The organism is Paenibacillus sp. cl6col (genome assembly GCF_900102125.1).
Classification (GTDB): Bacteria; Bacillota; Bacilli; order Paenibacillales; family Paenibacillaceae; genus Paenibacillus_B; species Paenibacillus_B suaedae.
In genome coordinates this window covers 328189-353496 of record NZ_FNAZ01000007.1, presented here as the reverse complement: position 1 = coordinate 353496, position 25308 = coordinate 328189, and the positions used below count along the sequence as shown (strand labels likewise).

28 protein-coding genes are annotated in these 25308 nt (G+C 46.3%); 21 read left to right on the top strand and 7 right to left on the bottom strand.

Annotation, left to right across the window (positions count from 1 at the left end):
• The first annotated feature begins 4 nt into the window (after positions 1-4).
• The 8 genes from purD (at position 5) to BLS15_RS19695 (ending at position 7648) form a co-directional block, all read left to right on the top strand.
• Positions 5-1303 carry a phosphoribosylamine--glycine ligase gene (gene purD / locus BLS15_RS19730; protein ID WP_090513464.1) on the top strand — a complete coding sequence of 433 codons (1299 nt, stop codon included), beginning with the start codon at positions 5-7 and terminating at the stop codon, positions 1301-1303.
• Positions 1304-1560: 257 nt separating this feature from the next.
• Complete coding sequence (locus BLS15_RS19725) at positions 1561-2712, top strand: ABC transporter ATP-binding protein (protein ID WP_090513461.1); 1152 nt, start codon at positions 1561-1563, stop codon at positions 2710-2712.
• Entirely contained in the window at positions 2712-3503 is a 792-nt protein-coding gene (locus BLS15_RS19720) for an ABC transporter permease subunit (RefSeq protein WP_021254979.1), read from the top strand. The genes BLS15_RS19725 and BLS15_RS19720 overlap by 1 nt, the downstream gene beginning before the upstream one ends.
• 69 nt (positions 3504-3572) lie before the next feature.
• On the top strand, positions 3573-4151 hold the full coding sequence (locus BLS15_RS19715) for a TetR/AcrR family transcriptional regulator (RefSeq protein ID WP_021254978.1): 579 nt from the start codon (positions 3573-3575) through the stop codon (positions 4149-4151).
• Between the two features lie 68 nt (positions 4152-4219).
• Positions 4220-4465 carry a hypothetical protein gene (locus BLS15_RS19710; protein WP_021254977.1) on the top strand — a complete coding sequence of 82 codons (246 nt, stop codon included), beginning with the start codon at positions 4220-4222 and terminating at the stop codon, positions 4463-4465.
• A 180-nt stretch (positions 4466-4645) separates the two neighbouring features.
• Complete coding sequence (locus tag BLS15_RS19705) at positions 4646-5476, top strand: alpha/beta hydrolase family protein (RefSeq protein ID WP_021254976.1); 831 nt, start codon at positions 4646-4648, stop codon at positions 5474-5476.
• 457 nt (positions 5477-5933) lie between these two features.
• Positions 5934-6545 carry a DUF47 domain-containing protein gene (locus BLS15_RS19700; RefSeq protein WP_021254975.1) on the top strand — a complete coding sequence of 204 codons (612 nt, stop codon included), beginning with the start codon at positions 5934-5936 and terminating at the stop codon, positions 6543-6545.
• A gap of 104 nt (positions 6546-6649) precedes the next feature.
• Complete coding sequence (locus BLS15_RS19695) at positions 6650-7648, top strand: inorganic phosphate transporter (protein ID WP_021254974.1); 999 nt, start codon at positions 6650-6652, stop codon at positions 7646-7648.
• A 59-nt stretch (positions 7649-7707) separates the two neighbouring features.
• On the opposite strand, the gene BLS15_RS19690 is transcribed toward BLS15_RS19695, so the two are convergent.
• A complete protein-coding gene (locus BLS15_RS19690) occupies positions 7708-8250 on the bottom strand; it encodes a hypothetical protein (RefSeq protein WP_051249950.1) in 543 nt (180 codons plus the stop codon).
• 280 nt (positions 8251-8530) lie between these two features.
• Between BLS15_RS19690 and BLS15_RS19685 the strand changes: the two genes are divergently transcribed.
• The 4 genes from BLS15_RS19685 (at position 8531) to rlmD (ending at position 13416) form a co-directional block, all read left to right on the top strand.
• Positions 8531-8821: a YerC/YecD family TrpR-related protein gene (locus tag BLS15_RS19685; protein ID WP_021254972.1), complete on the top strand. Its 291-nt coding sequence runs from the start codon at positions 8531-8533 to the stop codon at positions 8819-8821.
• Positions 8822-8825: 4 nt separating this feature from the next.
• Complete coding sequence (locus BLS15_RS19680; protein ID WP_021254971.1) at positions 8826-9926, top strand: sirohydrochlorin chelatase; 1101 nt, start codon at positions 8826-8828, stop codon at positions 9924-9926.
• A gap of 433 nt (positions 9927-10359) precedes the next feature.
• Positions 10360-11262: a diacylglycerol kinase gene (locus BLS15_RS19675; protein ID WP_021254970.1), complete on the top strand. Its 903-nt coding sequence runs from the start codon at positions 10360-10362 to the stop codon at positions 11260-11262.
• A 615-nt stretch (positions 11263-11877) separates the two neighbouring features.
• Positions 11878-13416 carry a 23S rRNA (uracil(1939)-C(5))-methyltransferase RlmD gene (gene rlmD / locus BLS15_RS19670; RefSeq protein WP_028532335.1) on the top strand — a complete coding sequence of 513 codons (1539 nt, stop codon included), beginning with the start codon at positions 11878-11880 and terminating at the stop codon, positions 13414-13416.
• Positions 13417-13421: 5 nt separating this feature from the next.
• Here the strand turns inward: rlmD and BLS15_RS19665 are convergent, their stop codons facing one another.
• From BLS15_RS19665 to BLS15_RS28700, 4 genes are all read right to left on the bottom strand, one after another.
• The gene (locus BLS15_RS19665) at positions 13422-14042 is read right to left on the bottom strand and encodes a recombinase zinc beta ribbon domain-containing protein (RefSeq protein WP_090513458.1); all 621 of its coding nucleotides are present in this window, start codon (positions 14040-14042) and stop codon (positions 13422-13424) included.
• Positions 14005-14286 (bottom strand): recombinase family protein, encoded by a 282-nt coding sequence (locus tag BLS15_RS19660; protein ID WP_368087136.1) that lies wholly within the window; start codon positions 14284-14286, stop codon positions 14005-14007. Before BLS15_RS19660 ends, BLS15_RS19665 begins: the two co-directional genes overlap by 38 nt.
• Before the next feature lie 137 nt (positions 14287-14423).
• Entirely contained in the window at positions 14424-14963 is a 540-nt protein-coding gene (locus BLS15_RS19655; protein ID WP_021254967.1) for a GNAT family N-acetyltransferase, read from the bottom strand.
• Positions 14964-14972: 9 nt separating this feature from the next.
• The gene (locus BLS15_RS28700; protein WP_139170698.1) at positions 14973-15191 is read right to left on the bottom strand and encodes a hypothetical protein; all 219 of its coding nucleotides are present in this window, start codon (positions 15189-15191) and stop codon (positions 14973-14975) included.
• Here BLS15_RS28700 and BLS15_RS19650 point away from each other — a divergent pair.
• The 4 genes from BLS15_RS19650 to BLS15_RS19640 all read left to right on the top strand — a co-directional run bounded on the left by BLS15_RS19650 (position 15170) and on the right by BLS15_RS19640 (position 18996).
• Positions 15170-15475 (top strand): site-specific integrase, encoded by a 306-nt coding sequence (locus BLS15_RS19650; RefSeq protein WP_081676994.1) that lies wholly within the window; start codon positions 15170-15172, stop codon positions 15473-15475. The genes BLS15_RS28700 and BLS15_RS19650 overlap by 22 nt on opposite strands.
• A gap of 607 nt (positions 15476-16082) precedes the next feature.
• On the top strand, positions 16083-16229 hold the full coding sequence (locus BLS15_RS29100) for a hypothetical protein (RefSeq protein WP_172619370.1): 147 nt from the start codon (positions 16083-16085) through the stop codon (positions 16227-16229).
• Positions 16230-16748: 519 nt separating this feature from the next.
• Entirely contained in the window at positions 16749-18044 is a 1296-nt protein-coding gene (locus BLS15_RS19645) for a DUF4261 domain-containing protein (RefSeq protein WP_368087133.1), read from the top strand.
• Between the two features lie 571 nt (positions 18045-18615).
• The gene (locus tag BLS15_RS19640) at positions 18616-18996 is read left to right on the top strand and encodes a hypothetical protein (RefSeq protein ID WP_028532332.1); all 381 of its coding nucleotides are present in this window, start codon (positions 18616-18618) and stop codon (positions 18994-18996) included.
• 310 nt (positions 18997-19306) lie between these two features.
• On the opposite strand, the gene BLS15_RS19630 is transcribed toward BLS15_RS19640, so the two are convergent.
• A complete protein-coding gene (locus tag BLS15_RS19630) occupies positions 19307-19957 on the bottom strand; it encodes a DUF4097 family beta strand repeat-containing protein (protein WP_028532331.1) in 651 nt (216 codons plus the stop codon).
• A 225-nt stretch (positions 19958-20182) separates the two neighbouring features.
• On the opposite strand from BLS15_RS19630, the gene BLS15_RS29090 reads away from it, so the two are divergent.
• The 3 genes from BLS15_RS29090 to BLS15_RS19620 are packed head-to-tail and all read left to right on the top strand — an operon-like array spanning position 20183 to position 21789.
• Positions 20183-20332, top strand: a complete 150-nt coding sequence (locus BLS15_RS29090) for a hypothetical protein (protein ID WP_021254963.1) — start codon at positions 20183-20185, stop codon at positions 20330-20332.
• Between the two features lie 30 nt (positions 20333-20362).
• The gene (locus BLS15_RS19625) at positions 20363-21136 is read left to right on the top strand and encodes a MerR family transcriptional regulator (RefSeq protein ID WP_090513453.1); all 774 of its coding nucleotides are present in this window, start codon (positions 20363-20365) and stop codon (positions 21134-21136) included.
• On the top strand, positions 21133-21789 hold the full coding sequence (locus tag BLS15_RS19620) for a GAP family protein (RefSeq protein ID WP_090513451.1): 657 nt from the start codon (positions 21133-21135) through the stop codon (positions 21787-21789). Before BLS15_RS19625 ends, BLS15_RS19620 begins: the two co-directional genes overlap by 4 nt.
• 124 nt (positions 21790-21913) lie before the next feature.
• On the opposite strand, the gene BLS15_RS19615 is transcribed toward BLS15_RS19620, so the two are convergent.
• The gene (locus tag BLS15_RS19615) at positions 21914-22675 is read right to left on the bottom strand and encodes a DeoR/GlpR family DNA-binding transcription regulator (RefSeq protein WP_090513448.1); all 762 of its coding nucleotides are present in this window, start codon (positions 22673-22675) and stop codon (positions 21914-21916) included.
• A gap of 238 nt (positions 22676-22913) precedes the next feature.
• On the opposite strand from BLS15_RS19615, the gene BLS15_RS19610 reads away from it, so the two are divergent.
• Together BLS15_RS19610 and BLS15_RS29215 are read left to right on the top strand one after the other, a co-directional pair.
• Positions 22914-23666, top strand: a complete 753-nt coding sequence (locus BLS15_RS19610; protein WP_090513446.1) for an ABC transporter ATP-binding protein — start codon at positions 22914-22916, stop codon at positions 23664-23666.
• Positions 23659-25278: an ABC transporter permease subunit gene (locus BLS15_RS29215; RefSeq protein ID WP_217635868.1), complete on the top strand. Its 1620-nt coding sequence runs from the start codon at positions 23659-23661 to the stop codon at positions 25276-25278. Before BLS15_RS19610 ends, BLS15_RS29215 begins: the two co-directional genes overlap by 8 nt.
• Positions 25279-25308 lie beyond the last annotated feature (30 nt).

The window sequence follows — 25308 nt, the reverse complement described above, 5'->3', positions numbered from 1 at the left end:
GTTCATGAATATGGAGCACGTAGGGAAGAAGGTATTGGTCGTCGGCAGCGGCGGACGCGAGCATGCACTGGTATGGGCGCTTCGCAATAGCCCGCAAGTTGGGCAGGTGCTGTGTGCGCCAGGCAATGCAGGGATTGCGAACCTCGCCGAATGTGTGCCGCTGCCAGTCCACGATTATGAAGGCATTGCCCGATACGCAGTTGAACAGGAAGTTGACCTTGTTGTCGTAGGACCTGATGATCCACTGGCAGGCGGAATTGTTGACGTACTGAAAGCACAAGGACTGCGCGTATTTGGCCCTGATCGTAAGGCAGCTGAGATTGAGGGAAGCAAGGTGTTCATGAAGCATCTGCTTCACAAATATAAAATTCCGACCGCTGCCTACGCTGCGTTCGATAATTTCAATGAGGCTTCGGCGTACGTCCATCAACATATGCTGCCGGTCGTCATTAAGGCCGATGGTCTGGCGGCGGGCAAGGGTGTAGTTATTGCTCATACGCATGAAGAGGCAATTGAAGTATTGCATGAGGTGATGGTAGTTGGAAAGTTCGGCTCATCTGGCAGCAAGGTTGTCATTGAAGAATTTATGCTGGGTGAGGAAATGTCCATTCTGGCCTTCGTAGATGGAGAAACGGTGCGCGTATGTGAACCAGCGCAGGATCACAAGCCAATCTTCGATGGCGATCGCGGACCGAATACAGGTGGTATGGGGACATATAGCCCTTTGCCGCAATTCTCACCGTCCATTCTAGAGAAGGCGCGCCTGACGATCATTGAACCGGCTGCCAGGGCGATGGTTGCCGAGGGCCGCTCCTTCCATGGTTTGCTGTTCGCTGGACTAATGATCACGCCGGATGGGGAACCGAAGGTCATTGAGTTCAATGCACGCTTCGGCGATCCAGAGACGCAGTCTGTACTCCCACGGTTGAAGTCAGACCTGTTCGAAGTCCTGTGGGCAGTCGCTGAAGGCAGTCTACAGGAGATTGAGCTTGAATGGCATGATCATGCTGCGATGTGTGTCATTGTAGCAGCAGAAGGCTACCCTGGAGATGTTCGCAGAGGCGACGTCATTACGGGGTTGGAGCAGGCAGCGGAATCAGCTCTCTTATTCCATGCGGGCACGGCGCGTGATGAGGATGGAACGTGGCGGACAGCAGGAGGCCGAGTGCTAGGAGTTGTCGGCATAGGCAACAATGTGGCAGCAGCCAAAGCGAAGGCATATGAGGCAGTTCAACGCATCCAATTCAGTGGGATGCAATACCGCAGTGACATCGGTGCGAAGTCAGAACGAATACAAGTATAGACAAGATAGACGAGGAAGAGGGGCGATGCTCCTCTTTTTTTTGTTATCGAAGGGGAAGTTGCAGGGATCATTCTCGGATATCTGAGCTCGATCGCCTATTTTTCCACTGATTCGAAATGATGAGCAGGAAAGAGCTAATGAGTGGAGAATGGTATACTTTCATGCTTGATTGAGTATAAAACGGACTTGTGAGTTTGAATATATGCGGAATAAGATATACTCATAATTTAACTATAGTATAGATTGGAGTGTGCCGCATGAACGCTATCAAGTTGAGCAATCTCACAAAAAGGTACGGATCACAGCGCGGTATCCACGAAGTCAATTTAGAAGTACAGCAGGGTGAGATTTTCGGATTTATTGGACCGAATGGGGCGGGAAAGTCTACTACGCTTCGTACGATTATGCAGCTCATTCGCCCTACCTCGGGGACAGTGGAATTGTTCGGAGAAGTAATGAACAAGGAACGTCCTGATGTTCGCAGGAGAATCGGCTATTTACCGTCAGAAGTGCATTATAACGAGGAGCTAACAGGCAAAGAAGTACTGGACTTCGCTGCGCGAATGAATGGGCTGTTGTTGCAACATACAACTGCAATGGCATTGGCAGATCAGTTAAAGTTGGATGTCAGTAAGCGAGTGAAGTCGTACTCACTTGGCAATCGCAAGAAGCTTGGCATTGTACAGTGTCTGCTGCATAAGCCGGATTTACTTGTACTGGATGAACCGACATCAGGGCTTGATCCGTTGATGCAGCACACCTTTTTCCAGATATTAATGGAGCAGCATGAACGGGGAGCGACCATCTTCTTCTCCACCCATATTCTAAGCGAGGTAGAGAAGTTGTGCAGCCGTGTCGCGTTCATCCGAGAAGGTCGTCTGCTGCGAGTAAGTGATGTAGATGGGATTCCAGGCAAGGATCGCCGGATTGCACATATTCAATTCAAGAAGCAGGGTAATTGCATAGAGGCTTACCGATTGAGAAATATCGATCCGAACGCAGTATACGATGGCATGGAGCATCGTCTTGTGCTGCAAGGTGATTTGCACCTAGCCCTGCAGCGTATTGCTGCCCACGAGCTAAGGGATATCCGTATTGAGCAGCCTTCTTTGGAGGATCTGTTCATGGCGGAGTACGATGCGAGCGGAAATGGGGGAAATCATTCTCAGGATCAAGCGGGACAATCAACGCAAGCTGGGCAATTGGGGGAGTGCACAGGAGAGCAATCATCGCAAACTGGGCACTTGCACGAGTGCGTAGTAGAGAAGCCAAAGCAGGCTGGACATTCGCGGGAGGATGCAGTAGAGAAGCCAAAGCAGGTTGGACATTCGCGGGAGGATGCAGTAGAGAAGCCAACGCAAGCTGGGCATTCACGTGAGCGTTCTGAGAGCGAAAGGGGAGAAGCGTAATGTGGCAGGTGTTTCGTTATGAATGGAGAACGAATCGTCGCAGCTTTTTCATATGGGCAGGCATCATTATTGTGTTCCAGATGATGTTCGCTGGACTCGGCGACATGTACACGAGCAATACATCGCTGTTGGACGCCTTGAAGCAGTTTCCTCCTGCCTTGCTGGAAGGATTCGGTATGCATGTGGAGATGTTCGGCAGCTTCGAGGGCTGGATGGCTGGCGAGCCGCTTGTGTTCTACATGATGCTGTTAGGCATATTCGCTGCGATGTGGGCGGCTTCCACGGTGGCTAGGGAGAGGGATCGAGGGACAGTGGATTTTATGTTCACCCTGCCAGCATCTCGTGGGCAGCTGTTCCTCGGAAAAGCCTGCGCGCATCTTCTTGCCTTCTTCTTGATTGCAGCGGTCAGTTATGGGGTGACGGTATGGTTCGGGCACCTGTTCAGTACCGTGGCGGATGCAGGGCTGCTGCTCACCTACTCGATCGCGGGCCTGCTGGCGGCGCTGGCATTTGCCGGAATCGGATATGTGATGACGGTCTTCGTCACTTCCGAGCGAACCGGAATGTCGCTTAGTATTGGAATCGTCATCTTATCGTTCCTATTTCATCTGCTCTCCGGTATGGAGAAGTCGTTAGCCTGGATGTCGGACATCAGCTTGTTCACGGTCTTCAATGGCAAAGATTTATTCGACGCAGGCAGCTTGCCTTGGGAGGGTGTATTCATTACGATAGGGATATATGCAGGCGGGCTGCTCTTCGGCTGGCTTGTGCTGTCGAAGCGGGATCTGTAAGATGCAGTCCCTCTCTTGACGGCATAGGCGGCAGAGCCTTGTCCGCACGGAAAGGGGATCTTACGCCAGTTGAACAGTAAAGCGATCGCAATTATGGATGTCGGACAGCGGTTGTTTTTCGAACGGGGCATCCAAGAGACGAGTATGGAGCAGATTGCGGAGGCGGTTCCCGTTGCGAAAATGACGATATATAAATATTTTCAAAGTAAGGAAGGGCTGCTTGAGGCTATTACGGATCGGATGGTGCAGGAGAGCCATCAATTTTTGCTGCGTGTGATGGAAGAAGCGAAGGATATGTATGAACTATTCGACCTTTTGCTAAAATACCAGCCCTTTGATCGGATATCTTTAACGTTCGTTACCGATTTAACGCAGTACTATCCAAATCTGTTCGCAAAAATGATGGCCTATCAAGAGGAGCACGTCATCCCGGAGTTTGAAGGGGCAATCTTCCGGGGGCAGCAGAGGGGAGAGATTCGCAAAGAGCTTTCTCCGCATTTGATCGTGCGTTATCTCGTGTCGATGAAGCAGTTCTTCCTCCAGCCAGGCAATTTGGATGAGCGGATGAACGTACGCACATTGTCTGACCAGATCACGACGATGCTCTGTCATGGCATTCTGTCTGAACGTCCTTCTAACGGCGTATAAAATTCTCCTTACACACCATAATAATGTCGTATAGGCCAATCATGACATACGGCAGGAGGGTGACAAGGATGAAAGGGAAGAGCGATTCAGAACAAGGGTTAACACAGCTGTATCTCAATCAGGAGCATTCGAGGGGGCCAAGCGAAGCGTCCGCGGTTAAAGAGTCCCATTTAGCTAGCAAGTCATCCTTGACGGATGACTCTGCGGACACAGACGATTATGATCAGGCTGCCTCGCATTTACAGGCGGGGATGATGGATGGGACGCTGGAGACGCATCAGATGCTGCAGCGTTCGTACGGACTGCATTACTAATCAAAACCGTAATACCGCTGCGCGGTGTTGCGGTTTTTTTCTTGTCTGTACTCTTGACAGCAATCGGATAGAGGAGTACACTCAATTTAAAACATAGTATATTAATCGGAATTATATGATATAAATGATGCCGGGTGCACTGCACGCACCTGAGTGATGCAGAAGGCAGGGGAGTGTAAGATGGAGCGACATATTGATATTCGATGGCAAGAAGAACGGTTGGCGGCGACGATTCATTATCCAGAGGAGAGAGCTCCATTTGAACGTGGTGTGAAGCGGCGCGCCCCTGTAACGATTATTTGCCACGGCTTCGTCGGCAGCCGAATCGGCGTTGACCGCTTGTTCGTGAATGCAGCGCGCAAACTAGCAGGGGAAGGGCACATCGTTGTGCGCTTCGACTTCGCCGGATGCGGCGAGAGCACGGGCGATTATGGGCATACTGGTCTAGATGACATGATAAGTCAGACGCAGTCAGTACTCGATTATGCGCTCGGCTGCGGTGATGTCGATCCGCAGCGGGTAACGCTGATCGGCCATAGCTTGGGTGGAGCGATTGCAATATTGACCGCTGTGCGCGATCAGCGTATTAAGCGGCTTGTCCTCTGGTCGCCTGTAGCCTACCCATTCAATGATATTGTGCGGATAGTTGGGCGAGAGCAGTACGATACGGCAATGACAAGAGGATATGCCGATTACCTAGGATATTCCTTCACGCCTGCTTACTTCAATGCGTTGGGTGTTCATCAGCCGCTGCAAGAGGCACGTAAGTTCAATGGCGATGTACTGCTTGTACACGGCACAAGTGATGATGTCATACCGGCGGATTACAGCTTTCTGTTCCAGAAGGTGTTCTGGCTGCGCAGCGACGGTCAATGTGATAAGGAAATTGTGTTCCAAGCTGATCATACGTATTCGGATGGGACGCATCGGGAGAAGCTGTTCACCTGTACACTTCAATGGCTGAAGCGGTGGGAGAAGCGGCAGGAGGAATGGGCGAACTGGAGTATATAGCTTGATAACGGTGTGGTAGTGAGATAATCCAATTATGAATGTGAGACGAAGTGGCAGCCGGAGGGCATAGCAGCTTCGTCTTTTTTGATTTGGGGTGAATACGAACACATGCCGATCTTATGTATGTCTTTGCAGAAAAAGGAGGAAACTATACCGTATGGTGGGCGCAGCATGATTGCTAGCCCATGTCTATGGCATATCCAACATTCCAACGTGGGAAACATTGGATGATGAGCGAAAAACGGCGTGAGAACGGTATTTTGCTGTACTTTTTATGAAAAACGGCGAAAATTGTCGAATAAGGGAGAATTTCTGGCGGTGAATAGGGCTGAAGTTTCGACATTTGCTCACGTTTGGTTTACGATTTCTTTACAAAACCACCGTATCCTATGATAAGATATGTAAGGTTTAGAAGATTACATCACATGCAATTTTTGTTGCAAAGGAGATCTCGGGAATGTTCAAGAAAAGGGACGTGTTTTTCGAAACGCTGCAAAACATGGCGGATACGCTCGTTCTAGCGGCAGAAACGTTCGCACAAGGCGTAGAAGATTTGACGGATGTCTTGGCGTTTACGAAGGAAATGAAGGATCTGGAAAGCAAATGTGACGTCTATGTACATACGATCTTGACAGAGCTTAATAAAACATTCATTACGCCGATTGAGCGCGAGGACATTATGGCGCTTACGACAGCACTCGACGATGTTCTTGATGGGATGGAGGCCAGTGCTTCGCGTTTCGACATGTACCAAATGATTGAACGTGATGAAATCGTGGTACTGTTCGCCGATGTTATCAAGCGCAGTGCATATGAAATACAGAAGGCAATCAAACTGTTGTCACAGAAAAAACTGCTTGCTATCCGCGAGCATAACATACGTGTCAATGAGCTGGAAAATTCCGCAGACGACATTTACCGCCGTGGGGTTCGTGCCTTGTTCGCAGAAGTAAAGGATCCAATCGAATTGATCAAACGCAAAGACGTATACGAGCGTCTTGAACAGACGACCGACAGCTGTGAGGATGTGGCGAAGCAGCTTGAAACGATCGTCATGCGAAATTCCTAATATCTGTCGTAACACATAAGATAAGCCAGCCCTAGTGTACGAAGGAGGTAGGGATTGCGCGGACGGATGATAATTAGTGCTGTGCAATCACATAGATAATGAACATGGATATTACGATGATTATCGTGGGCGTCGTTATTTTCTTGGCGCTTGCCTTTGACTTTATTAATGGCTTCCACGATACGGCGAATGCGATCGCCACGTCGGTGTCAACGAGGGCGCTTCCGCCGCGTGTTGCCATTTTGATGGCCGCTGTGATGAACTTTGCCGGGGCGCTGACCTTTACAGGGGTTGCCAAGACGATAGGCGGCAGTATTGCTGATCCAGCAAAGCTGGAGAATGGCCTTGAAATCGTCATGGCGACACTGATTTCGGCTATAATCTGGAACTTGGTTACTTGGTGGTTCGGGATTCCGTCATCTTCCTCGCATGCGCTTATTGGCGCATTGGCAGGGGCAGTATTCATCGGTGCCGGATCAGATTATTTGAACTTGGGCGGATTTAAAAACATCGTTCTCGGTCTTATTATTTCGCCAATTATTGCTTTCGCTGTCGGTTATGTCGTGATGACAATCTTAAAATGGATATTTGGTAATCATAGTCCACATACCGTTAATAAAGGGTTCCGAACCTGTCAAATTATTACGGCTGCTCTGCAATCATTCACTCATGGTACGAATGACGCGCAGAAGGCAATGGGGATTATTACATTCGCACTCGTCACTGCACAACTGCAGACCGAAATGGAAGTACAGCTGTGGGTTAAGCTTGCTGCTGCAACAGCAATGGCACTTGGTACTTCGATTGGCGGCTGGAAGATCATTAAAACGATGGGAACGAAAATTTTCAAAATCGAACCGATTAACGGCTTTGCCGCAGACTTGTCTGCAGCCTCGGTTATTATGTCGGCAACGCTGACGCATTTGCCTATTAGCACTACGCATGCTATTACCTCCGCGATCTTGGGGGTAGGCTCCGCCAAGCGTTTCTCGGCGGTGAAGTGGGGCGTAGCAGGTCGAATTGTAGTGACTTGGTTCATTACGATTCCGATTTGTGCGGTACTTGCGATGATTATTTTCAAGTTCATCGATCTATTCTTTTAAATAGAAGCACACAGAGCCGGCTCTCTCTATGGAGGAGTCGGCTCTTTTGCTGTGTGTAATTACCGGCGACGCGTCTTGGAGGTGCGACGGCGCTGCTTACTTGGAAGCGGCGATTTCCCTTTTCCTGTTGTACGCTTGCGGCGGCGCCTGCGCGGATTTTTCGTCCAATGATCATCTTCGTCACCGTCTTCTCCGTCTTTCTTTTTGCCTGGAAGGAGTGTGCCCATGAGCAGCTTGGCGACGGGAGCGATCTGGGATACGCTGTTCATCACTTTCTGCACCTTGCCCATCGTCTCGACGATGCCTTCAATTCCGCCCATGCGATCAATGACTTGCTTGATGTCACCGATCGAGAAGCCGCTTTTCTTGGCAGTGGTCTCCTCAACAACCGTGGCAATTGGCGATTCGGCTGCTTGGCTATATGGAACGATGGCTGTTGTTGTCTCTAACGGTGGCGGTGGAGTGAATGATGGCAAGAAGGGCGCAGGTTCAGGGCTGAAGCTGCGGATATGCGCCTTGTTTTCCTTTTGCTTGGGAAGACTGGGGACGGTCATCAGCTGCGACGGTAAAGGAGCCCTCTCATATTGGCGAGGGTTGTTCATCTCATCACGACCTTTTTGTATAAGTATGGCAGGTTTGCATAGTCTTAACGTACTCCAATCAACATTCTCTAGTGCTTTCTGCATTGGTATGGGATAATATACTGTATGTGATAGGCGAACAACTCGATTGGACGATCGCCCGTAGACGGACGCCCAATCTTCTATGGAAGCGCTCTATTTTCACAGTAATTCACTAACGCATGACAACTGTAATGCTTGAAAAGGTATGTCAAAGGAAGTACAATGAGGGTAACAAGCATTGATGTAGGGGTGGATAAGGTTGCAATTGAAAAAATTGAACGATAAGTCAGTCGACCAGCTGTTTGAGGCGGTTATGACGCTGAAATCAGTGGAAGAGTGTTATATTTTCTTTGATGATCTGTGCACGGTAAATGAGATTCAATCCTTATCCCAGCGGTTGGAGGTTGCTCGCATGTTGGGCAAGGGCTGTACGTACAATCAGATTGAAGCGGAGACCGGAGCAAGTACAGCCACGATTTCCCGCGTGAAGCGTTGTTTGAACTACGGCAATGATGGTTATAAAATGGCATTAGAACGCTTAGGTAAATAATCAGATGAAGCCGGGACTGCTTATCATCAGCCACGGTTCAAGAGATGAATCCTGGGTTACACTGGTAGAGGAAGCCATCGCACAGACGGATTGGCCTGATGGGGTTGCTGTCGTCTCCTCTTACTTGGAATGTGTACCGGAACAAGATATACAATACGGCATTAATACATTGGAAGCGCAAGGGGTGAACCATATTGGGGTCATCCCCTTGTTCGTGTCTGCGGGTAGTACACATGCCGATGAGATAGCATATGCGCTTGGCGCTAAGCCTGCTCCGCTCTGTGAGACAGACCTGGAGCCATTCCGAGTGCAAGCTCGCGTCTATTATGGTCGGCCGCTTGACGGAGGGAATGTTGTTCCATTGCAAAGTGCGTCATCTATGCTAGGAGAAGGAATTGAAGAGAACGGGCGAGCTGTCGAATCTTCCTTCTCTGCTCATGTTGAGCAAAGTGGAGATGGGAGTGAAAGCGGCTCTTACTTAGGATTGTCGGCACAGTCTGATCGAAGCTGTTCGATTGCGGATGTGGACAGTCAGGAGGATGTTCTCCTTCAGATGGTGGAGGAGCGGCTGCGTGGACTCGGGGTACGAACAGACTCGGATGCAGTGCTGCTCGTTGCGCACGGAAGTCGATACGAGCCATTTGCTTCGCGCTGGCATGAGAGCTTACGGCGATTGGAGCGGAAGCTTGTGCTGCGTGGCTCGTGTGCAGGAGCCTCACATGCCTTGCTCTGCTGTGAAGATATTGCGGAAGCGGTGACCCGTTTACAGAGCGTATTGACGATTGGTCAAGATGAAATCGTCTGGAGCTGCAGGGCGGAACAATTGACTGTTCCACTTGACTCGTTCGGCGGTATGGATGTCTTCGATGGTCATGATGTTGGAGGGCGCTCGTGCGGAGAACAGACTGTTGAACGCCGTGTTGCCGTCGTTCCTGTGTTCCTCAGTCGAGGTTATTTCACTTCTCATGTGATTCCGCAGCGGCTTAGTGATGTGTCTGCCATGTATGATGGCGAAGCTCTGCTGCCGCACTCCGCCTTGAATAGATGGCTGCAGCAGGAAGCGGTTCGTTTACTGGCTATGATGAAGGGGAATGTATCTCAATAGTTGGTGCCGGGATTGGGATCGTTTGAAAGTCTGCTTACGGAAGTTGCTAGGGCGATTATCCCGTCAGTTTCGAACATTTTGAGGAACGATTGTGTTATCATGAGAAGAATAGATTGTATGATGTGACGATGCAGATGGAATTGCGTGAGAATGCCACGATGCATCTTAATACATAAGAATATATGTTGGTGGTTCGGAGTTTTTATAACTGTCCGCAGGGCTGCTGTAAAGTTAGGATGTCTCCAACAAGGCATGATGTGGATATGAAGAAGCTTACTATGGTAGTATGGTTCATAACACAGGTTGTTTTGCTGTTCGAGGCAAAGTGACTAGAACTGGACGATATGGCGAAATGTTGCTGGCAGCTAAGCCTTCGCGAAGAAGGTTGTGAAATCGGTTGAACGTGAATAGATTGTAAATGGGTGAAACATTCATGGTAAAGAGAGCTAGGCTTATTTATAATCCGACATCTGGCCGGGAGGAAGGCAGGAAGCGGCTGGCGGATATATTGCATATGCTGGATGCTGCTGGCATCGAGACGACGACGCATGCGACGGAAGGCGAAGGAGATGCAACGGCTAGTGCGGCAGAAGCAATTGATAACGGCTATGATATGATTATCGCAGCTGGTGGCGATGGTACGCTCAACGAGGTTATTAATGGGATGGCGGACAAGCCGGAACGGCCTCCGCTTGGCATTATTCCACTTGGGACGACGAATGACTTCGCACGGGCGTTGGGTATTCCTCGCAATTGGGAGGATGCTTGCTCAATTATTACGCGTCAGACAACTCGGGTTATTGACCTTGGGCAGTCGAATGAGAAGTACTTCATTAATATTGCAGGCGGCGGTTCCTTGACGGAATTGACGTATGAGGTGCCAAGCAAGCTGAAGACGATTATCGGGCAGCTCGCTTATTATATGAAGGGCCTTGAGAAGATGACTCGCCTGCGTCCGACGGAGCTGCGTATTGAGCTGGAAGGCCACGGCGTCTATCATGAGGAATTCATGCTGTTCTTGATTACGAATACGAACTCGGTTGGCGGCTTCGAGAAGCTGGCGCCTGAGGCGCGAATTGATGACGGCTTATTCGATGTCATTATGCTGAAACGCTGCAATCTTGTGGAGTTCGTTCGGGTAGCTAGTATGGCTCTTCGGGGAGAGCATATTAATGATCCGCTCGTCATTCACAAGCAGACGAATCGAGTTACGGTTACATCGCCGGATGCAGTTCAGCTTAATCTAGACGGCGAATTCGGCGGTTTATTGCCAGCGACGTTCAGGGTGCTGCCGTCCCATTTGCGTATTTTCGCGGATGATCCAGAGGCTTTGTAAGCTGGAGAGAAGTGCGTATGTACCGAGCTGTTATGGCAATGGAAAATAGAATGATATCGTTCCACGATCAGATGGTGGACGTTCGGCTTGACTAGCTGCTGTAGAGGGCACGGGTCAAGCCGTTTTATTGTTGTTGACGTGGTGAGGGGAACAGCGATAATTAGGGGCAGAAGGCAGAAGGCAGAAGGCAGAAGGCAGAAGGCAGAAGGCTAAATGCTAAACTGAAATGCAGATAAGATAAATGTATAATGCTAAAATGCTGTTTGATCGGATAATGGGATTCTTTGTCGTTAGGAAAAAGGTAATTAGAGCTTGTGCAGGCGTGAAGGCGCCGGGTCTTCTTGTTGGCGGGTGGATTATGGTATGATGATGCCATGCTCAACATGCGGAACAGCTGGATACCATGAGGATGACGTTTTCGAGGCTACGTATGGATGCAGAGTCGAGCGTAGTTATTTGTATATTTTCGGGCTATTATCGATTTTTGAGAAAGATATCGTGTACTGTATCTTTGGGTTTCCGGCAGAAGAGTGAGTATGAACATGAGCTAGACAAGCAATGCGAGAGCATTCAAAATAGATGGATTCGTTAACACATAAATAGGAGGGCATCAGGGTGAAAGGAAACAAGCAAAGCAAGCGGCCGGGGCGTCGAAATGGAGGACAGTCTGCATCTGCGACGCGTTCACAAGAAGCGGTAGGTGGACGCGCGGCACATGCACGCGTGCATAATGCCCCGGTACAGAAAAACGATGAGGTTGTAATGGATATTATTGGTTTGACGCATGATGGAGAAGGAGTCGGTCGTACAGACGGCTTCACGCTGTTTGTACAAGGGGCATTGCCGGGTGAGCAGGTCCGTGCGCTTGTGCTGAAGGTGAAGAAACAGTACGGATATGCAAAGGTGCTGGAGCGTCTTGTAGACAGCCCACATCGCGTGAAGTTGGAGCATCCGGTAAATGCATACGGCGGCTGTCAGTTGCAGCATATGGCGTACAGTGAGCAGCTGGTATGGAAGCGGCAGCATGTCGTGGACGTACTAGAGCGGATTGGGAAGTTCCAAGTGGAGCAAGCATATGGCGAAGCAGCTGCACCTGAAAATGCTGCGCAGGAGCAGCCGATCAAGGTATGGCCCACGATCGGAATGGAGCAGCCATGGCGCTATCGGAACAAGAGCCAAATGCCAATCGGCAAAAATGAGCGCACAGGCGAGTTAATCGGCGGTTACTTTGCGAAGGCGAGCCATCGGATCGTTGATACGGATACGAGCCTGATCCAGCACGAAGTGAATGACGACGCGATGCGTGCCGTGAAGCAGGTTGTACGGAAATACGGCATTGTGCCGTATAATGAAGAGCAGCATACAGGCCTACTTCGTCATGTGATGATGCGTGTTGGCTTCCGCACGAACGAGCTGATGATCACGTTCGTGACGAACGGGGACAAGCTGCCGCATCAGGAGAAGATCGTAGCGGAGCTTGCTGAGGCTTTGCCGCAGTTGAAGAGCGTCTGCCAGAGCATGAATACGAAGCGCACGAACGTTATTATGGGAGATAAGACCCGCGTATTGTGGGGTTCAGAATATATTACAGATTATATCGGAGATATCGCGTTCAAAATCTCCGCGCGTTCCTTCTACCAAGTAAATCCGGTGCAGACGGAAGTGCTGTATGAAAAGGCTGTAGAATATGCTGGCCTGACAGGGGAAGAGACGGTCATTGACGCGTATTGCGGCATCGGGACAATCTCGCTGTTCCTGGCACAACGCGCGAAGCGGGTACTCGGCGTCGAGATCGTCGAGGAAGCGATCGCCGATGCGCGCCGCAATGCCGAGCTGAATGGCGTGACCAATGCAGAATTCGCCGTTGGCGCAGCAGAAGACGTTATTCCTCGCTGGAAGGAGCAGGGTGTGACGCCAGACGTCATCGTCGTCGATCCGCCGCGCAAGGGTTGCGATCCTGCATTGCTCGACACGATGCTCGCCATGCAACCAGAGCGCATCGTATACGTGTCCTGCAATCCGTCGACGCTGGCTCGCGATTTGCAAGTGCTGGCGGGTGGAGGCTACCGCGTCGTTGAGGTACAGCCGGTGGACATGTTCCCGCAGACTACGCATGTGGAGTGTGTTTCACTGCTAGTTTTAGAAGAAGGTTGAGTGGATTATAACCCCTCAACCATGGCAAACTTATAATAAATCTTGATGCTTTTATCTTCTTTGACTTCAATCTTTTCAACGAAGCGTAAAAGAGTCTCTGTAGTCAAAGTATCGAAAGCCACTGCTTTTTTAAATTGTTCTTTGATGGAGAAAAGTTTACTCGCTGAGTAGCTTTCCTCCATCTTTTTTGAAGTTGGCTTTTTTCGAAAATGCAGCAACTTGTCTTCAATATCTGTAACCAAACAGTCATAGTCGTCCTTGGTAATAGCATCACTGACAAACTTCTGTAAAGCATTTTTCTTTATATCCATTTGCTTTTGTATTTGTTTATCAATGGCTTGTAGCTGTTTTGTTATTTTTTTTTGGTTAGCGTTTATTCTTTGTTTGACCTTGGCATCCAGATCAGGTAGGTTCAGTTTGTCGTACATCGCTTTTAAGTCGCTTAGAATGACTTCTGTGAGGTTTTGTTCCTTAACTGCGTGATTGGTACAAGCGATGTTCCCATGCCTTGCATAGGTGCCACAAATGTATCCTTTTCGGTTTGAGCGATACCACATACCCTTTCCACAATCAGAGCAATAAGCAATATTAGTAAAAAAGGTGTTTTTGCGCTTTAGTTCCGCCATGCCCCCTTCTTGCTCTCATTGCAAGTAGGTGTTTTGCTTCCTCAAATATTTTTCTCAAAATAATTGGTTCATGAGTATTTTGGACAACAACCCAATCCTCTTCTTTTAAAAACACCCTTTTTTTATTTGTGACATTCAAAGTTGCCTCTCTACCTTGAACCAGATCACCAACATAGTGTGGGTTTTGTAAAATCTTCTTAACTAATGTACCTTGCCAATACAGACTAGCATTTGACTTGCCGATGACTTGTGAGGGGGTGGGCAGTCGCGGAAGCGTGCACTTTTTTGCACGGCTAATGTTGTGCTTTCTTTTTGCATTTTTGCTATTGACTTCGCATAGTTGGTCTTATACTGTACGATGCACTATTCAAATTGTTAGCTTTATAATCCGAGTCTGGCACCTACTTCTGCATACTCTATATCTTTTCTTTCTGCATTCCAATTACCCCCTGTTTGTCCGTCCCATATCGCTCCTGTTTCAACGAAACCGACAGACGCAAACAACTTCCGGACGGCTTCGTTTACCATCCAATATGATGTAGCAACTGCATCGGCTTTTCCTTGTGGAAACGACTTTATGTAATCAATAACTTTCATCATTGCTTGTTTGCCAAATCCTTTGCCTTGATGCTTTTTATCAATCATAAAGCGATTAAGTCCATAAGTAGATTTATCTCCATATTTTTCACATAAAAATGCACTTTCCGCCAGTTCGAAAAATCCAATATCGACATATCCTATGACTTCATCATTGTTGCATATAGCGAAGATCATAGGAGGTTTTTCGTCGTTGAGTATCTTTACATAGGCTTTAGCCAAACAATATATGCTGGAATCCACATTTCCTTTCTGCTCGTCTGTTATGCTTAACTTCAACACTGCCTCAAAATTATCGTGGGTAATTTTTCTTAATTCAATCATTTTTCTTCCCTACTTCCGAAAATATAAATTCGCTGCATCTGCCCGTAACGCCGTTCCCGTCCCCAAGGCAAGGGCGAAGCGCAGCGCCGACAGGCGGCGCGTCCTGTCCGGCTGCTGCCCGCCCGATGCCATGCGGAACGCTAGGCGATGGGGCGGCTGCCGGACAGCGTTCCCCGTCCTCCGTGCCTTAACGACACCAGTATAGTATAAAAACCCGGATATTTCCACATTATGATGATATAATCATACTGCTTGGTACAGGACTTCGTATTTCCGAGTTGTGCGGATTGACAGATGCAGATATAGATTTAGAAAACAGAATTATTGATGTAAACCATCAGTTGTTATACTGCACAGGAACTGGATACTACATTGATGAACCAAAAACAAAGAGTGGTTTCCGACGAATTAAGATGACAGAGGAAGTCTATCAAGCCTTTAGACGTATAATGGATAGGCGCAGATTTACAAAGACTGTCACCATAGATGGCTACAGCAACTTCATTTTCTGATAGATTGTCCGAAGGTAAATTTTATTTATACCATTGTGGAATATAGAGCTTTACTTTCTGTTGCCTTTCCCGCCCGTGGGGTGGTTATTTATTTCTTGCCCTGTGCTTCGCTTGGTCAAGGCTTCGCTTCGCTCAGAGGGTTCACTCCGCTCCGTTGTGCTCGCGGGGCTACATTGACTGGTGAAAGCCGAGCCAGTTTTTAACGTGTTCTCCTGTAGCCACGGTCAAAGCCGATTATGTTTTCTGAATATGTATAACCGCCGACTTCTCGGCGGCTTAAACTAATGGTATTTAACTTTTTAAAGTCCTCAACCCTCTCATAATTAAAAAATTGTAGTAAATCATGTTCGTTAATCCGATACCCGTATTTAGATGAGTGGCTTTGCTGGTGAGGAATGGCACAGATAGCTGAGAATGCAGTAGTGGAGTGGTTTTGGAGAGTATTACAGATGAGAAAATCCCTGAGTTGATTGAAGTGGTAAGTCGATTAGTCGTTGCTGTGTTCATCAAGGGAAAAACTCCCTTTACAACCACTACCAGTACGTTATAATTCAATTATCAGACAGCATGATCGACTTATCAAAAGATAGATATTGGAGGTATGGTCATGGTCAATCGCAAAAGAAAAATGATTTCCGCAGCCCTCAGCACAGCTCTAGTCGTGACTATGTTGCTTACAGCCAGCACAGTCGATGCCCAAGGTACTCAGCCGGCGAAGACAGCAGGGGAAAAAAAGGTTGAAGTTATTAAATAGTGATTGTTAATGACATACTATCTACGAAGACAGCATGGAGTCTTACAATTGTGATGCGATCCAGTAAAGGCTGTTCATTTGAATGACAAATAACCAAAAGAGAAACGGCTGTTGTCCTTGTAAAAAAGGGTTTCAGCCGTTTCTGTTACTGTCGACTCCACATGTGGAGTCGGTTGCTTTGCTACGAAGACAGTAAAGCTGGAAATCCTTGATTTCAAGTACTAGTGTGGGAACGCAAATAGAATAATGATTTAAAAAGGTGCTATTAAAAATAGTACCTTTTTAATTTTTGACGTTGAAGGAAATGAAGAGAACCGAAATCTATCTCCCCGTTATCGTTGCGCTATGCGTTCACTCAGCTATAGAGGGGGAATCGTTTCGGAACACTGTCTTGAAAGTTAAATGTCGGATATTGTTGGTTTCCTATTAGCGAAGTAAGGAGGTATTCCGAAATAAAACGAGAAAAACATCTAAGAGGCTTTTAGAAACTAAGGAGGTAATGTTATGGAGAAAGACTTGTTGGAACAGCTAAACCTCTGGCATGAAGAGGATGAATTTGAAAAAATAGTAGGCAAGATTGCAGAAATTCCCGAACAGGACAGAGATTATGATATAGTTAGCCATTTGGCGAGAGTATTAAACAATCTAGAACGTTACGATGAAGCATTACAGCAACTTTGGACGATCAAAACGCAAGGCGAGAACGACCCTCTTTGGCATTTTCGTGTAGGTTATGCCTATTACTACCTATCGCAATATGAGGAGGCAGTAACAGCATTCGAAATGGCGAATAAACTTGATCCAGAGGATGAAGATACTTTGCTGTTATTGACGTGGAGCCGTCACGAGATTGGCCTAACAGACCATCAAGAGGGGCAGCCAATTGCTTCGGTGAAGAACGATATTGAGGCGAATGAAATGCTTGAACAGGAAAAGGACTTTGGTTTTGCCCGGGTGTACGCTGTGGAGTTAAAATACAAGCAGCCGCCGAAGCTGGATCGAAACATGCTGTACGAGAAGATGGAGCTTTACACGGGTAAGGTTGATCGCGGAGAACATCATCCGGATGCCGCAGGACTTGCTGTGTGGGAAGCGAACAGTCAGGAAGATCAGAATTTGCTGCAATTTTTCCATTTGAATTATATGGTTGAATATTCTCAAGGCGAAATGCCGGCACAAACCAGCCTGATGGATACAGAAAGCCGCCCGGTTACGGACTACGATTCCGCCATACAGCAGTCCTGGCATTGGCGGGAAGCCGCTCAAGTCGTGAGTGATTGCGAGCACTCGCTGCTGTTGATCGACATGATGGCATCGGGACTTGATCCCAAATCGCGGCTGCAGCTGTTCACCGGCTCGCTGCGGGCGGTGCTGGAAACGGCTCCTTGCGACGCCATCTATTTCCGGGAAAGCGACAAGCTCGTCGAACCCAGCGCTTATCTGGCGGCGATTGAAGAAGGGGAACTGTTATATGGTGCACTGAACATTCGTTTTTATAATGTTGAAGGCACAGGTAGCGGCCGCCCTGAAGGTCTGATGGATTCATTGGGACTCGCCGCGCTTGGCATTCCGGATGTCCAGTGCCATTATTACGATCTGGAGCCTGATGAAGTAGCTGGAAATTTGCTTAATATCGCCTATTATTTATTCGACCGCGGGGACGTTATTGTCGACGGGGAAACAGTTGGTTTCACCGAAGAGATGCGCTGGCGCTGCGAGCACCAATATGGGCTGGCCGCACCGCACCGGGTTGTTATCGATATAGATCCGGGAGAACCTTATTATGCGGGCAGTCAAGGCGCAGAGCAGTCGTAAACAGCAGTTACCTATCCGCGATGGTGCCTAATCCAATTTCCAGTCTGACGACTTCTACGCACCTACACCAATCATTCAAGGGCAAGTTACGCCAAAAGCTCCTGGAAATCCCGTTACAAACGTAAATCTCAGTGAAGTGACGAAAAATGATGACTTCGTTGTTCTTAGCGACATTTACTATCAATTTACGGGTTTAGGATCAAATAGTAGTATCTCGTCTAAGCAATCTGTAAAGACGACCAAGAAGAGTGATATATACATCACATTAACACAATGGTCTCCGTCATCCATTTACAATCCTAAAGTGGAGTATGCCCTGAGAAACAAAGATACGGGAAACGAGACTGACCGAGTTCCTGTAAATGGCGCATACACAAGTGAAAACTACACTATTGGCTGGACAAAAGTGCTTCCGGGAGATTATGAAATTGTAATATACAACGTTGGAAATCATGAACTAGCTGGGAATGGCTTTGCCAACGCCTATTACAACTACAACTGATCAAATGTAGGCTAAAAAAATCCCCCTGCTTTCCAGTAGGGGGAAATTCGCTTTTTGAGGTGAGTAATAATGAAAAAGAAATTATTAATCAGCGTATCCGCTGTGGTGCTTGTCGTTATGACTGCCTTGGCGATCCAAAGTTACGCTGGCTCCCAAATTCCTACTTACGTTTTCGGGAACCACAACGCAATTTACAAACCACTGAAGCAGCATGAACAGCGCGACGATCCGAATAATCCGTACTTCTACGCACCCGTAAAGCTGACACCGGAGGAGATAGAACATAACAAGTGGCTTGCTGGACGTATTGTTACTGAGCATGGCGAGTTTGAACGTGTGCGCGAGCAAGACACGTCGATTAGCGAAGATGAGACGGTATACAATCGTGATGATATAAATGAGAATACAAAACAAGTTGTCGATCATGGCGTTTTTATTAAGACGAAGTAATGTGAGGAAGAAAAGGCATTAGGCCAAAATTGACAGAGACAATAAACACATTTATATATGACGAATTGTCAAGCTAAGTGCGACAGTTCATCCATGAAAGCTTCGTGAGCAGACATCCAGCCTAGACATTTACGAGGACGATTGTTAATGAGGCAGATAGCCTTGGCCAAATTACCATAGGTGACCAAAGCAAAGTCGCGGCTCTAGGGGAGAATACCCGAAGAAGGCCATTCCCGTTCTCATTTGAGCCCCGAAGCCTGTTTCCATTCGAATGATTGGAAACAGGCTTTTATTTGTAGATCACTGTTATTTATTTAACCGTTATATTTCCGGAAGTTGTTTGGAGACTCACATTAAATGAGCCATTCCCCGTCTGTCCCTGTGTCTTTCTGTTATTTTGTTGAGAATGATTCAAAGGAATACCCATAGCTCGTCTGCCACTACCCGATTGCAAAAGCCAGTTTATGTTGGAGTCTTTGTCTTCCAGATTTAAAAGGATGCTGCCGCTTTTGACAGAAATATTGATGTCACTATTTATTCTTAAATAGTCAAGCGATACATTTCCACTACTTCCTTGGATATCGAGTTTCTGTGTGCTCAGATTGTTTATCTTTACATTACCGGAAGAACCGTCTAACGTTACTTTTCTCTCATAATTGTTTGGAATACGAACGGATAGCTGAGGCATTTTTCCGATATTTACGATGTTTCTAATATCACTCTTAAGCTGAATTTTGATGTTGTCTTTTTCCTTATCTATAACAATTTCAGGTCCATTACTAATTGCTTCAAGTGACTCTATATCTGCTGATTCTACTATTAATGTTGTGCTGCCGTGGTCAATATGGATGTTTTCTATCCCCTTTAATGACACAGCGTGTGCAGCATTTTCTTGGTAAGAACTACATGCACTAAGAAAAAGCATCCCCACCAAAAGTAAACCAATGCAATATTTTTTCATTTTCTCACCTCATCATTATTCTTCATGATTGTGAACTGATTATATAAGATTACGTTGCGTCAACATCAAGTTAACTTGTGCAATCAAAGAATTTTCTAATGAAAACACTTGAAAGTGACGTTGCGTCATTTTGTATAATCAAGCCAATGGGTAAGCTCTTCATCACTTATGTTGTTAAGTCGGCTAAGGGGAAGAGGAGATTTATTATAAAAGGGGAGAGTAGATATGAAACAAGGAGACATCATTATTTATGCATGTGTAATTATAGGAGCAGGAATTGGACTTATGATTGATCAAGCATTTCCAGGCGTATTAGTCGGTCTAGGATTAGGATATTTAATCAAACATGGTTTATATAAAGATCAAGAAAATTGATCTTATCTGAATTGTCGGAGGTGTCTGTAATTGATACATATTAAAGAAGTTGCAAAAAAAACGAATATCACGGTCAGAACACTTCGGTACTATGATCAGATCGGATTATTGACGGCACCGTCCAAAACAGAAGGGGGCCATCGTCTGTATTCAGAAGAGGAACTGAAGAAGCTTCAATACATCCAATTTCTGAAGGGAATTGGTTACAAGTTGCAAGAGATTAAAAGCATGTTATACGACTCTAAATGGAATTGGACAAACAGTTTGAAAAACCAGTTAGCCTATATCCTTGAAGAGCAAGAAAGATTAAGGAGTATAGAGTCGTCCCTGCGGGAATTGATAACCGGGATTGCGGTTGAAGACGGGGATGAACGGCTTGCGATACAGAAACTTATTCAGTTATCGAATCAACATAAAAAAAGATTGCCGACCATCAAGGAAAGCATGTTTAACGATAAGGAAATGAAGCTTTGGACAAAGCTCCCAAAAATGAGTGGAGAAGACCCTGATTCTATGGAGTGGATTGCTTTGCTAGGTCAGATAAAACGCTATACGAAAGATGATCCTGCTTCATCACGAGTGCAAAACATAATACGGCGTATGATAGAAAAACAACTGGAAGAATTCAAAGGAGAAGACGAGTTTGTGAATAAACTATGGGATCTGAGGAAATCCCCAGAGCAATCTGAGAGTCTCGGACTTTATCCTATAGATAAGGAAGTTCTTGATTTTATGGAGCGAGCATATGATATTCACATTTCTTCCATACAGAACTCTTCCATGGAGCAAGGAGGAGAATCGTGACTCTTGAACTCCTTTCTATGGTAGGGGGATTAGCCTTATTAGATACGCTTAGTCCTGCAACATTGGGTGTGACGGTATATTTGCTGTTGACTGAAAAGGAGCGATTAGGTTCACGCTTAATGATTTATTTATTGACGGTCGCAGTCATTTATTTTTCAGTAGGCGTTGCTTTCATGTTAGGTCTGGATGCGTTTCTGGCTAGTTTCTCTTCCATTTTTCAAAATCGGATTGTAAGTTGGGCTATGCTGATTATTGGGGGAATTCTGTTTATAGCCAGCTTCTACTATCCAAAGAGTAAAAAGTCGGAATTGCCAAGGCCGAAATCAAAAAGCAAGACATCCATGATTGCACTCGGTTTCACGACATCATTGATTGAGGTAGGTGCAGCATTTCCGTATTTTGCTGCGATTGGTCTTATGAATACCTCAAATTTAACTGTTTTTCAGTGGCTCCCAATTATGGTAGGTTATAATTTTATAATGGTTCTACCGCCATTAATCCTGTTTACATTGCATTTATTATTAGGGCGAGTGATGAAAAGACCATTAGAAAGGCTTCAAATCAAGCTTTCGAAGCATTCGGGATCGGCTGTTTCGTGGGTCATGTGTATCGTGGGGGCGATTATGATTTTTTATAGTTTGGATTATCTGTAGGGAGTTTTATAAACCTATGAGGGGCGAAGGCCCCTCTTTTTCATGATTACCTGATTCCATACATAAGCATGCAGTTTCCATGACCCATCTTTCTCCTGATGGTAAATAAGCCAGTTGATTCACTTTACTCTGCAATGATAAGCTTCGTTCGTATCGACGTAAACTGCGGAGGGTAATTGGGATCGATATTCGCATCGGTAATAATGGCGTTTACGTTATCTAGTGGTGTAATGGCAATCTTAACGTCTTTTCCGAATTTGGTGCTGTCTGCCACGATATACACCTCTTTAGACAGTTCGATCATCTTCTTGCGTGTAATGGCTTCCTCCATATTGTAATCTGAGATCCCTCGTTCCATCGTAATGCCGCTGCAGCAGATAAACGCTTTTCGAATATTTAATTCATGAAAATTGAAAATATAATCGTACGCGACTACGGAATGTTCCTCTTTGCGGATTTTTCCTCCGATAATAATCAGTTCAACATCGGTATTCATGAGCTCACTGATCACGGGAATGGAGTTGGTGACCACCGTGAGATTGTGCTTGCCTTTGATAAACTTGGCTATGTGATAGGTGGTGGAGCCACTGTCAATATAGATGCAATCCCCATCGTCGATCATCTCGCTGCATATTTTACCGATGTTTTCTTTGGCCTCAAATAAGCTAACCATTCGCTCATCCATGGAGGATTCTCCATACTTCGACTCCACGATTTTAATACCGCCATATATCTTTTCGATCTTCCCTTGCTTGGTCAATAGATTCAGATCTCGTCGTAGTGTATCCACGGAGACCGCTAATTCGGTTGCCAGCTCAGGCAGTTTAAGCACCTTTTTGATGGTAAGCAATTCTATAATCTTCTGTTGTCTTTCAAGTGGCAGCATAAGTTCACCTATTATCGATTGATATTGTTTACCTATAGTGTAACGACTGCACCGTTCACATTCAATTAAATTTGTCTATATATTTCAACTGAACATGAAATATGGCGCACAATATATGCAAAATATATGAAAAATATATGAAGTATATATGCATGATTTACTCAACATTTACATAAAAGTGCATTTGATTTGATCATTGATTTATATAATGGGGGTGTGACTAAGGGAGGTGAGCCGTTTGCTTAAGCTGCAACATATCAGCAAACAATTTGACGGCAAAATGGTGCTCCAAGATATCAGCTTAGAGATAGGTTCTGGCGAGATTGTATCGCTTCTCGGCCCAAGCGGGAGCGGGAAAACGACACTGCTTAATATTATTCTTGGCCTAACGAAGCTGGATCATGGCAGCATTATGTATAACGGCTTGGACATGACACATGTATCCATGAAAAAGCGCGGCTTTAATATCGTATTTCAGGATTATGCTTTATTTCCGAATCTGAATGCTTACGAGAATATCATCTATGGGTTGCGCAATAAGAAAGGAAGCGTGAGTGAGCGGGAGGTTCAAGACTATATTGATTTTTTGGAACTGAAGCCGCATCTGAACAAGCGAATCAGTGAATTATCAGGCGGACAGAAGCAGCGAGTAGCTTTAGCTAGAACTTTGGTTACGAAGCCGAAGATTCTGCTGCTAGACGAACCGCTCAGCGCATTGGATGGCGTCATTAAAGAATCGATCAAGCAACGGATCCAATCGATTGCCAGGGAGTTCAAGCTCACGACGATCATTGTTACCCATGATCCTGAGGAAGCATTAACCCTTTCCGATAAAATTTTGATTATCAATCAAGGCACAATCTCGCAATATGGTACGCCGAGCGAGATTATCGGGCAGCCGAGCAATGATTTTGTAAAACAGTTTATTATCAAGCAGTTGCAGATTAAGCGGCAGAATATATTCAATCTGTTTGGTGAGCGATATGCATAGAGTAAAGCCGGAAATGCGGGTTCTGCTCATTGCCATACTCCTTTTGTTAACCGTTACTTTGTTCTTGCCGCTGCTTGTCCTATTTATTCGATCCTTCGAGACAGAGCAAGGCTTTTCATTAGCCAATTACGGCTCGATTTGGATGAATGATGAGATGATGATAGCTGCCTGGAACAGCATGAAGGTATCGACGGTGACCGCAATTATTACAACGATATTGGCATTCATCCCGGCGTATACGATTCACTGTACACGTGCTCATCGGATCTTCAAAGGCATGCTGAAGATGACAATCGTTCTTCCCATGCTGCTTCCGACAATTACGTATGGATTTGCCATGATGTATTCACTTGGCAATCAGGGATTACTGACCAAGCTTGCAGGACGAAATTTGTTCGATATCTATGGCTTTAATGGATTGCTGATCGGTTACGTCATTTATACACTTCCGCCAGCCTTTTTATTGATTCATAACGCATTTACATACATCGATAAAAAGTTTATTATCGTGTCTCACCTGATGGGCGACAGACCATTAAGAAGTTTTGCGAATACGATTGTTCGACCGTTGGCAGGGGCATTGGGTGGGGCATTTGTGCTGTCCTTTATCTTAAGCTTCACGGACTTTGGGATACCGGCATCGGTGGGAGGAACCTATTCCGTGGTGGCTAGTCAGCTGTATCAAGTCATGCTAGGCTCGATTCCTGATCTGAATCAGGGGGCTGTCATCGCCGTGCTCATGCTTGTGCCAGCGATATTCGCAATATGGCTGTTGCGGTCTCTAGAGAAGCTTAACTTTCACTATGATCAACTTGGAGAAATCGAGCTGCCGACACATCGGGTGCGCGATATTAGCTTCGTGACCGTGTCTTCTGTCATCGTCTTTATGATGCTGTCGATATTCGCCATTATGTTTATTGCACCGTGGTTGAGCCGATATCCTTATGATCTTACGTTTACGTTTAAGCATGTCTTAAGTGTACTTCAATCCAGTGATTTAACGAAGGTCTATCGTAACTCGATCTGGATTGCGGTGTTGACTTCCGTATTTGGTACATTGGTTGCTTATTGTGCTGCGCTTCTCAATGTACGGACTTCATTAAGGGCAAGATCACTCACCGATACGGCTTCCATGATCACGAATACGGTGCCTGGCATGGTGCTTGGTATCTCTTACTTGCTTTTGTTTAATGGAAGCAGCTTAAAAGGGACCGTTACAATCATCGTGCTGTGTAATATCGTGCATTTCTTTACAACACCGTATTTGATGGCGAAGAATTCGCTCTCCAAGATGAATCCTTCATGGGAAACGACAGGAGAACTACTCGGAGATAGCTGGTTCAAGACGGTCTATCGGGTAGTCTTGCCTAATTCGGCTGCGACGGTGATCGAGATGCTGGGATATTATTTTCTCAATGCGATGGTTACGATCAGCGGCATCATATTTCTCGTATCCACCCAAACCGCTGTCGTTGCTAGTAAAATCAAGGAGCTTCAGCATTTTGCCAAATTCAATGACATTTTCGTATTGTCGATGCTGATCTTCTTCACCAATCTGATTGTGAAATTGCTATGTGATTATGGACAAAAGAGACTCGCGATTCATCGTTAGACAGGCTTAATGCTTATCTATGATAGGCCT